A 9,479-nucleotide genomic window follows, 5' to 3' on the forward strand; every position below is an offset into this window, starting at 1 on the left:
CGTCCCCGACCCATAGCCCGACACCGTCGAGGTCATACGCCCCGCTGCGTCATAGTTGTATTTGGTGATCCGATCCGGACCGAAAGCCCCAGCCGTGTCTAGGGAGCAGGCCGAACTTGGCGGATTGGCGAAAGTCGAGGGGTTCATCCGCGTCGCCACGCAGTCCTGGCGACCCGAGGCGTCATAGCTGATCTGCACGAGGCTGTGAGTGACGCCTCCGGCGATGAAACGTCGGTGGGTTGGCCTACCGGCGAGGTCGTATGCCGTGGAGACTGCCTGCAGCGGGGAGAAAGACTCACCTTCGTCCGTGCTGGTTCCACGCTCGATAAGCGTCACCTCACCTCGCGCGTTCCGCGCATAACGGGTAGCCGCATAGGCACCAGACCCCGTTGGAATGGGCGCGCCACGCGCAAGACGCAAGCGGCGCATCCGATCGTAAAGGAACAATCTCGCGTCGCCGTCGCCGTTGAGGGGACCATCGATCCGCTCGACATCCCCCCTCAAGGAATAGGCGTATGTGGTGGTAGCAGCCAGCGCGCCAGTGCCATCTCCGTCCGTGATCACAGTGGGCAGCAGATTATTGAAAGCCATGGGGCTGCTATAGCTGAAAGTCGTTCGGCTCTCGTTCACACTGTCCGCGCAGACAGCCGCGGAAGCACAACGAGAAATCGTCGTCGGCCGCACAATTGGGTTTCCTGCCGCTATTGTCTGTCCTTGTCCGTTTCGCACGAGAGCGGTGAAGGCGCCGTAGCCAAAGGAGGTTGTGGGGCGCGGCGCGCCCGCTACAGGAGCAGGCTGAACGATCTGAGTGACACCACCATGCCCGGGATCGTAGACATAGTCCGTGGTGAAGCCTCTGGAATCAGTCACAGACAGCGGCAGATTACAAGTCACGACATTGACGCAGGCCGAGGCGTAAGTGGCCGATGTGTAGATTGGACTCAAGCCAGATCCGGTTTTCGGGCTGAACAGTGATTGGATGACGTTGCCGCGTTCGTCATAGGTATACTCAACAAACTCGCCGTGCTGCCCGGCAGCCCGCTTCAAGCGGCCCTTTGAATCATAAGATAAAGTCCTGACATCGCCTGACGGACTCGTCAACGAGGTCAGCGTCCCTTCTCTCAGATTTGACACTGCGATTGTGCGATTCCCATTAGGATCTGTCACAGTGATGGTGCGATTATATGGCGCATTAGCGGCATAATCGCTATATCTGTACGTGTAAGTATCTAGTCCGTTAGACCAACTGGCGACCTCCCCATCAGTTGTGGCGGTGGAAATTACGATGCTAGGCTTTGTGTCGCCAGGCCGCGTTACACTTTTTAAGTTTCCATATTCGTACGAGAAATGGGTTACTTCATCTAATGCGTTCTCAATCGACGAAAATTGCTCGCCAATATCGCCATATTGGGCCGACGAAAATGTCGCAGACGGCCAGGCTAGAGAAAAATTACAATTATTCGCGGTTGAATCGCAAAAATCCCCCCCTCGGTTGAACGCAGTCACTTTTACAAGCCTAGACCACGGACCGCTATCCAGACCCTCCTGCCCTCCTCCCGCCCCAGCCTGCGCGTACTGATAGCTGATCTGATATCCCGCATTGGTGCGAACTGACTGAAGCCTTAACCGCTTTACGGCGCCGCTCGACCGACAAGGCGATTCGTTCCAAACACAAAAGCTGGCTGCCTCATAAGTGTAGGTCGCCTCCGTTCCATCTGGTCTTTTCAGCGTCCGCATTACACCACTGCTGGCGTCCCAAGACCCTATGTTACCGCCCAGGCTTTTATCGAAGATCGCAATCGTGCCATCAGATGCTGTGTAAGCTAACGAATCTGAACTCTCGAAGAGGGTAGCCCCCTCCCCTTGGTCCGACAGCCACGTTCCAGCCGAGGAGCCGGGACTAAAACTCTCGGATTGCGCCCCAACACTAACAACCATCTTACCGTTGATTTCGGTTGCCGTCCCGACGTTATGATCTCTCCAACCTCCAACTCGAGTAGCGATCCTGGGCATGAAAGTCATTTTGACGCCCAAACCTCCCATGGACCGGTCCCCGACGCTAACAACGTCCTCCGTGTGGAAATACGCCCCTGTGACTAGATCAACTCCACGATCATCTGTGGCGTAGTTGAATGGAGGATACACGTCCGTTTGCGCAAAAACGGGCGTAGCGATAAAAGCGCTGCTGACCAGCAGTGCGGCTTTAAGCGTCTTACTCATGATCCATCCCCCAAGATCAGTAGCAGCAGGTGCTGGTGTGCCAGACGGCCGTCCAGCCGTCGTAGATGACGAGATTGCCGTCGTTCTGCATGACCAGACGCGCGCCGGGATGGCCGCCCGTTCCGCTCTGCCAGATGAGTTCGTTCTGCGGTCCGCGGACGGTCAGATTGCCGTCCGTCTGCATGGTCAAGGTCGTGGATGACCTGCCCCAAGTGTAGGGCGCCACCCACATGGCGCCGGGAGGTCCGTAAAGTACGATGTTGCCGTCCAACTGAACATAGAGAGAAAAGCGTCCGTCCGCCGAGGGCAGGAATTGAGAGGCCATGATGAACTGACCGGGCTGAAGCTCCTGCACGGGCGATCTTGACGGCGCGCTCTCCGTCAATCGCCCCGATCTATTGGCGGCCGCATCCAAGCCGTAACGGCTGACGCTGCCCCCCCACAGCCGGCGCCTTCACCGTCGCCTGAAGACGGCCGTGAGGATCATAGAAGTAGACTTCGGTTTGCTGAGACGCCGCCCCCGTGGAAGCGAGACATAATCCCGCAACAACTGCGGCGAACAGTAATCCCCTCATCTGTATCCCACCTTGTCGACACGGACATGAGCTATTGGAAAGAAATAGGTTCGGAATTCGAGTTCGTGTCCCGCTTCACCTGCGCCGACGGTGAAGGGCACCTCAAAATACTGATAGGTCCAAGCCGCCCTCCAGGCCGATCGAGGCAGAAGAACGAAAGCCAAGCTCCGCCCGGCGTTGATGTCCCAAACGTCAAGCCGCACGACCGTTGCAGGATTGGAATCCTGCGGCGTATCGATCAAAATACGCCAGACCGCGACATGGTCTCCGACAGGAACATTGGGCGTATAGGGCCCGCCATTCAGAAATCCTTCGCGCTGGTTTGTATCACCGGCGCGCCCATCAACCTCTAGATAGCCGGTCGAGTGGGCCAGGGCCTCGGCCTCCCACTCCGCGATCATTGTCCGGCCATTCGTACGCTCGGAGCGGTTGTTGGCGCTGTCTAAACCGTAAGCCGTGACCAGAGAGCCGGAGACCTTGTCTCGATGCACGGCGCCAAGCCGTCCATGGACGTCATAGGTGTAAATCTGCGTCTCTTGCGCATAGGCCGAGCCGCCGCAGCTCAGGAGCGCACTTAATGATGCCGCCGTCCCCCAACACCGCATAGCGTCCCCCCGGACAGATCGCGAAGCCTTCGAGCTAGGCGATAAGGAACCATACGCAACTGCTGATGGAATTTTTGCGACACAACCAATACAATCGTAACAAATTGGCCGCGACGGCCGCAGGTGGAGCTTATGCCTTGGCGCCTGCCGCATTCTGAGCGACTATGGTTGCATATCGCGTGGGGGATTGCTGAGTGAAGACCGTTTTCGGACATCTCCGGGGAGGGCTAGCCGCATGTCTGGCTGTGGTCGGACCAACCGTCGCTCATGCCCAGACGGTATTGGCAGACCCCCAAGGCTCCGGCCCCATTGTCAAGGCCGTACAATGGCTGCAGGGCACGCTTCTGGGCACCATAGCCACCGTCGTCGCCGTCATCGCGGTGGCCTGCGTCGGCCTGATGATGCTCAACGGCCGCATGAACTGGCGCCACGGCGCCGTGGTCATCCTGGGTTGTTTCATCCTTTTTGGGGCTGTCAGCATCGTCGCCGGCATCCGGGCCACGGCCGGTTTCGGGGGCTAGATATTGAACGACCTTGAGCGTACCCCTCTGTTCACCGCCCTGACCCGCCCGCAGATGTTCGCAGGGGTCACGTATAGCTATTTCGTGATCAACGCGGTCATCGCGGCGGAACTGTTCCTGATCTTCCGCTCGATTTGGGTTCTACCCGTCGCCTTGATAGTCCACGGCGTCGGCGTTCTGCTCTGCCTGCGCGAAACTCGCATCGTCGATCTGTGGCTGACCCGCGTCCGACAATGTCCCTGGGTTCCGAACCATAGTATCTGGCGATGCAACTCTTACCGTCCCTGAGCAAGGGGCGGCGCACCGTCGAGCGAGAACAGTCGGCCGGCGTTCATCTGCCCTACGCACGACATCTCAACGACCATACAATCGAGACCCGAGACGGGCTCCTGTTCCAGGTCATCCAGTTGCGCGGCCTCCTGTTTGAGACTGCGGATACCGCCGAGCTCAACTACCGCAAGACCCTGCGTGACGCGATGCTCCGCGCCATAGGCACGTCGCGCTTCGCCCTCTACCACCATATCGAACGCCGCCGCGTCACGATCGATGCGGAAACGACCTATCCCGACGCCTTCTCCCAGGTGCTCGGCGAGCGCTGGGCAGATCGGCTTTCCGCCAAGACCCTGTTCGCCAACGACCTTTATCTTACACTTGTGCGACGTCCGTTGCAGGGGCGGATCGGCCTAGCGGATCAGTTGCGCAACTGGATCGCCAAGACCGGGGACACGACCGGCGCTGCAGAAGCCTATGAGCTCGCACAGCTGGACGCGGGGCGCGAAGCCCTGTTCGCCGCGCTCGGCGACTATGCCCCGCGCCTGCTCGGCATAGAAGACACAGCCAACGGCCCGTGCTCAGAACCCCTCGCCTTCCTGTCCGCCCTCTACAATGAAGAGCGCCGGCAGGTGCTGCTGCCGCACCAAGATCTGGGAGCCTATCTGCCCTATCGTCGGGTCAGCTTCGGCCAGGAGGCTGTGGAGCTATCGGCCGCCGGTCATCTACCGCGCAGCTTCCTCGCCCTGATCTCGGTCAAGGACTACCCAGCCTCCACCACTCCCGGCATGTTCGACGAACTGCTGCGCCTGCCCCATGAACTGACGGTCACCCAGTCGTTCGCCTTCGTGGAGCGACAGGCCTCGCTTGAGCGTATGAACCTGGCGCTGCGCCGGATGCGCTCCGCCGAAGACGAAGCCCTGTCGCTGCGCGGCGAGCTCGCTCAAGCCAAGGACGACGTGGCCGCCGGCCGGGCCGGCTACGGCGAACATCACATGACCGTCGCCGTCCGCGCCGAGACCCTGGCCGAAGTGGACGCCGGCGTCGCCGAGGTGACAGCCGCCTTGGCCGACATGGGCGTCGTGGCCGTGCGCGAGGACATTGCGCTGGAGCCCGCCTTCTGGGCCCAGTTCCCCGCCAACTTCAACTATATCGCGCGGCGCGGGTTGGTTTCGACCAACAATTTCGCGGGTCTCGCCAGCGCCCATAACTTCCCCCTGGGCTCGCCGACCGGCAACCATTGGGGCGAGGCCGTCACTCTGCTGGAGACGACAGCGGCCGGGCCCTATTATTTCAACTTCCACCAGGGCGATCTCGGCAACTTCACCATCATCGGCCCGTCCGGCTCCGGCAAGACGGTGGTACTCAACTTCCTGCTCGCCCAGGCGCGCAGGCTGTCGCCTCGGATCATCTTCTTCGACAAAGACCGGGGCGCGGAGCTTTTCATCCGCGCCATCGGCGGCCGTTACGATCTGTTGCGGCCGGGCGAGGCATCAGGGCTCAACCCCCTGCAGCTCGACGACACGCCCGCCCATCGCAGCTTCCTCGTCGAATGGTTAGCGACGCTGGCCGGAACGGTCGATCTGGAGGACCTGGAGCGGATCCGTGACGCCGTCGCCGGCAACTACGATCAACCGCTCGAACACCGCCGACTGCGCCATCTGGTCGAACTGTTCCGAGGGGAGCGGCGCCCCCGGGCAGACGACCTCTGGTCGAGGCTACGCCCTTGGTGGGGAGACGGCGAGCGCGCCTGGCTGTTCGACAATCCGACTGACCTGACGGAGCTGTCGGCGCAGACCGTTGCCTTCGACATGACCGTCCTGTTGGACGATCCCGTCTTACGCACGCCAGCCATGATGTACCTGTTCCACCGGGTCGAAGAACGGTTGGACGGCTCGCCTGCCATCATCGTCGTCGACGAGGGCTGGAAGGCTCTGGACGACGACGTCTTTGTGCGACGCATCAAGGATTGGGAAAAGACGATCCGCAAGCGCAACGGCATTGTCGGCTTCGCCACCCAGAGCGCTCAGGATGCACTAGAGAGCCGGATCGCCTCGGCCATCGTCGAACAGGCCGCGACGCAGATATTCATGATCAACCCCAAGGCCCGGGCTGAGGACTATGTGGGCGGTTTCGGTTTGACACCGCATGAGTTCGACCTAATCCGCAGCTTGCCGGACAGTTCGCACTGTTTCCTGATCAAGCGGGGCGGCGAGAGCGTTGTCGCTCGGCTCGACCTTTCAGGCGAGCAGGACCTTCTCACCATTCTTTCAGGCCGCGAACGCAACGTTCGGCTGCTGGACCAGATCAGAGCCGAGGTCGGAGACGATCCGGCAGACTGGATGGCGTCCCTGTTGGAACAGGCGTCCTCATGACGACCTGCCCCGCCCTCTCGAGCGGTGACGCCTTCCTGTCGTCCCTCCTGCGCCACATCGACTGCCAGGCTCAGGTGGTCGGCAGTGCCGGGTATCAATCGCTCGCCGATCCCGGATCCTTCGTTTCGCTCGCCCTGACCGGTTTGCTGACACTTTTCGTCGCCCTGTTCGGTATTCGTCTGATGATGGGCGAGACGCCGAGCGTCCGTCACGGTCTGACCGCTATCATCAAGATCGGCGTTGTACTCACCCTTGCCGGAAGTTGGCCGGCCTACAAGATCGTCGTCTACGACTTGGTGATCTACGGACCTGAACAGATCACCACCGCAGTAGCCAGCCCGGCAGGCCTGTCGGGGACGAGCGGCGATGTCGCCTTGATAGCCCGATTGCAGACGGCGGACAGCGCCATCATCCGGCTGACCAACCTCGGGACCGGGCGGGAGCCGGCGGCGACCTTGCCTTCGTCCGGCGGCGGTCAGCAACGGTTCCCCATCGCCGACGACCCGGCCTTTGGCTGGGCGCGCATCATCTTCCTGACCGGCGCCATTGCAGCTTTCGCGGTTGTCCGCCTGACCGCTGGGGTTCTGCTGGCGCTCGCGCCCCTGTTCGCGGGCCTGCTGCTGTTCGATCTGGCGCGGGGCCTTCTGATCGGGTGGGCGCGAGCCCTGGTCTTCACCCTTCTCGCCTCAGTCGCCACTGCCCTCGTCTTAAGCGTAGAGTTGGCCCTTCTCGAGCCCTGGCTGGCCCACGTCATTCGGATGCGACAAGCAGCGACGCTCGCGCCCTCCGCCCCTGTCGAACTGCTGGTCCTGTCGCTCGGGTTTGCGATCGCTCTGGCCGGCGCCTTGGCGATCCTTCTGCGCCTGTCCTTCATGACCCACCTGCCTGAGTTCAGGCTGCCTATGGCGTGGAGAGGCCCTGCCTTTACACCTGCAGTTCTCCCGTCATTTCACAATCCGGCTTCCACACCCGCGCCCCTTACGGATCGCCCCTCGGCTCCAACGCCCACCTCCCGCGCGCTGGTGGTCGCCGACGCCCTGCGCGCCAGCCAGAGACGTGAGCAGGCTCAGACCGCACTCATGGGATCTACAGCATCCTCGGCTCTCCCGGGGCGACCCGCGCCGCCCGGCGCTCCCCTTACTCTTCCCGGGGAGGGTCAGGCCGTGCGGCGGACCAAACCAAGACAATCGCTCGCCGCCGCCCTTCGAGATCGCCGCTCATGAAGAAGTCCAGTCGAGAAGCGCTTGGCGCCTACTATCGTGAGGCCGGTAGTTGGGCCGCTGATCGGATTGGCGCGCTAAGGGCCTCGCGCCGCATCGCCTGGATCGTCGCCGGAGCGGCCTGCGCCGTTGCAGTCGCAGAAGGTCTGGCGTTGGCGATGCTCGCGCCCCTGAAAACCGTCGTGCCCTATACGCTGATGGTGGATCGCACGACGGGATATGTTCAGGCGCTGAAGCCGCTGGATCCGGGTCAAACCACGCCGGACAAGGCGCTAATCCAATCCATGCTGGCGCAGTACGTCATCGCCCGAGAGGGCTTCGACATGGCCACCTTACAGGCAAACTATCAGAAGGTGGGGCTATGGTCCGCAGAGCAGGCCCGCACCGACTATGTGGCCCTGATGCAGGCCTCCAATCTCGACAGCCCTTTGACGCGATACCCGCGGTCGACGGTCATTGAGACCCGGGTCAAGAGTGTTTCACCCTTAGGCGAAGACTCAGCCCTGGTGCGCTTCGACACCATTCGTCGCGACGACGGCGGCGCGGCGCATTCGGCCCTGCCTTGGGTCGCCGTGATCGAATATCGGTTCTCGGGCGAGCCGATGTCGGCTGCAGATCGGTTCGTTAATCCGCTTGGTTTCCAAGTGCTGCGTTATCGGCGCGATCCCGAGGCGCTAAGCTCTTTGGACCAAGCCGAGCCGCTGCAAGCCATCGAGCAGAATACAGCCGCCTTGGCGCCGGTCGAGGCGGATGAGGTCCAGGTCCCATGAAACGCCTGGTCCTCGCTTTCGCTCTACTGGCGACGCCGGCGGCCGCCCAGTCCGCCCCGCCGCCGACGCTCGACCCCCGCATCCAGACGGTCGTCTATGACGCGGGCCGGATCGTTCCGCTGAAAGTCGCAACCAATTTTCAGACCACCGTCATCTTCGGGCCCGGCGAGCAGGTCGAGAACGTCGCCATCGGCGACGCCGAAGGCTGGCAGGCTACGCTGAACGGCCGAGGCTCAGCGCTTTTTCTCAAGCCTCTGCGCTCCAGCGGCACGACCAATATGACCGTCATAACCGACGTAAGAGTCTATAGTTTTGAGCTCACGGCGACCTATGCGGCGGCGGCCGACACCCCCTTCACTCTTCGCTTCTCCTATCCCGACGCCGTCGATGAGGACCGACCTTCGGCGCGACCGGGGATCGGCCGCTACCGCCTCTCCGGAGCGCGCGCGCTTCGTCCAGCGGCGATCGAGGACGACGGCGTCCGGACATCGATCCGCTGGCGGCCCTCCCAGACTCTTCCCGCAGTCTTCGCCATCGATGATCAGGGTGATTCGGTCTTGGTGACCGGCCATATGCGCGACGATCTGTTCGTGATCGACGCCGTTCATCGCGCCCTGCTGTTCCGCCTGGACGGCGAGACCGCGCGCGCCCAACGTCTTCGCGAAAGGACGCCGCGTTGAAGGCGCCGTCAGATCCTCGGCCGCCGCTGCGCGACGAGGCCGACATCCGCCCCGTCGTGGCGGGGAGGGGCGGTCAGGCCTCGACGTGGCTGGGTCTGGGCGGCGTCCTGATCGGCGGTCTTCTACTGTTCTTCGTACTTGATGGACAAAGGCGCGCAGCCACCGCCCCGACGATCAAGCCGCGACCGGCGGACGCCATTGCGACACTCCAGCCGCCCCCGCCGCTCTACGTCTTGCCCGAAC

10 protein-coding genes are annotated in these 9,479 nt (G+C 62.1%); 7 read left to right on the forward strand and 3 right to left on the reverse strand.

Translation table 11 applies throughout. The features are described from left to right. From JHC99_RS14710 to JHC99_RS14720, 3 genes are all read right to left on the reverse strand, one after another. Positions 1 to 2,220, reverse strand: a 2,220-nt coding sequence (locus tag JHC99_RS14710; protein WP_292155167.1) for a hypothetical protein, incomplete at its 3' end; no start/stop codon positions are given. A gap of 16 nt (positions 2,221 to 2,236) precedes the next feature. Beyond that, on the reverse strand, positions 2,237 to 2,575 hold the full coding sequence (locus tag JHC99_RS14715) for a hypothetical protein (protein ID WP_292155169.1): 339 nt from the start codon (positions 2,573 to 2,575) through the stop codon (positions 2,237 to 2,239). A gap of 216 nt (positions 2,576 to 2,791) precedes the next feature. Further along, complete coding sequence (locus JHC99_RS14720) at positions 2,792 to 3,286, reverse strand: hypothetical protein (RefSeq protein WP_292155170.1); 495 nt, start codon at positions 3,284 to 3,286, stop codon at positions 2,792 to 2,794. Positions 3,287 to 3,594: 308 nt separating this feature from the next. Here JHC99_RS14720 and JHC99_RS14725 point away from each other — a divergent pair, with 308 nt between their 5' ends. The 7 genes from JHC99_RS14725 to JHC99_RS14755 all read left to right on the forward strand — a co-directional run. Beyond that, a complete protein-coding gene (locus tag JHC99_RS14725; RefSeq protein ID WP_366927829.1) occupies positions 3,595 to 3,921 on the forward strand; it encodes a TrbC/VirB2 family protein in 327 nt (108 codons plus the stop codon). Between the two features lie 3 nt (positions 3,922 to 3,924). Next, the gene (locus JHC99_RS14730) at positions 3,925 to 4,209 is read left to right on the forward strand and encodes a VirB3 family type IV secretion system protein (RefSeq protein ID WP_292155171.1); all 285 of its coding nucleotides are present in this window, start codon (positions 3,925 to 3,927) and stop codon (positions 4,207 to 4,209) included. Beyond that, the gene (locus JHC99_RS14735; RefSeq protein ID WP_292155172.1) at positions 4,188 to 6,566 is read left to right on the forward strand and encodes a VirB4 family type IV secretion/conjugal transfer ATPase; all 2,379 of its coding nucleotides are present in this window, start codon (positions 4,188 to 4,190) and stop codon (positions 6,564 to 6,566) included. Before JHC99_RS14730 ends, JHC99_RS14735 begins: the two co-directional genes overlap by 22 nt. Beyond that, positions 6,563 to 7,789, forward strand: a complete 1,227-nt coding sequence (locus JHC99_RS14740) for a type IV secretion system protein (RefSeq protein ID WP_292155173.1) — start codon at positions 6,563 to 6,565, stop codon at positions 7,787 to 7,789. The genes JHC99_RS14735 and JHC99_RS14740 overlap by 4 nt, the downstream gene beginning before the upstream one ends. Next, positions 7,786 to 8,556, forward strand: a complete 771-nt coding sequence (locus tag JHC99_RS14745; RefSeq protein WP_292155174.1) for a virB8 family protein — start codon at positions 7,786 to 7,788, stop codon at positions 8,554 to 8,556. The genes JHC99_RS14740 and JHC99_RS14745 overlap by 4 nt, the downstream gene beginning before the upstream one ends. Continuing rightward, positions 8,553 to 9,236 carry a TrbG/VirB9 family P-type conjugative transfer protein gene (locus JHC99_RS14750; RefSeq protein ID WP_292155175.1) on the forward strand — a complete coding sequence of 228 codons (684 nt, stop codon included), beginning with the start codon at positions 8,553 to 8,555 and terminating at the stop codon, positions 9,234 to 9,236. The genes JHC99_RS14745 and JHC99_RS14750 overlap by 4 nt, the downstream gene beginning before the upstream one ends. Beyond that, a partial coding sequence (locus tag JHC99_RS14755) for a hypothetical protein (RefSeq protein ID WP_292155176.1) occupies positions 9,233 to 9,479 on the forward strand: 247 nt, incomplete at its 3' end. The genes JHC99_RS14750 and JHC99_RS14755, both read left to right, overlap by 4 nt.

The sequence above is a fragment of the Brevundimonas sp. genome, from assembly GCF_016463485.1.
Lineage (GTDB): Bacteria > Pseudomonadota > Alphaproteobacteria > Caulobacterales > Caulobacteraceae > Brevundimonas.

Coding starts and splice junctions, on each gene's coding strand:
- JHC99_RS14735 (WP_292155172.1), top strand. CDS start 4,188: ATGCAACTCTTACCGTCCCTGAGCAAGGGGCGGCGCACCGTCGAGCGA.
- JHC99_RS14740 (WP_292155173.1), top strand. CDS start 6,563: ATGACGACCTGCCCCGCCCTCTCGAGCGGTGACGCCTTCCTGTCGTCC.
- JHC99_RS14745 (WP_292155174.1), top strand. CDS start 7,786: ATGAAGAAGTCCAGTCGAGAAGCGCTTGGCGCCTACTATCGTGAGGCC.
- JHC99_RS14750 (WP_292155175.1), top strand. CDS start 8,553: ATGAAACGCCTGGTCCTCGCTTTCGCTCTACTGGCGACGCCGGCGGCC.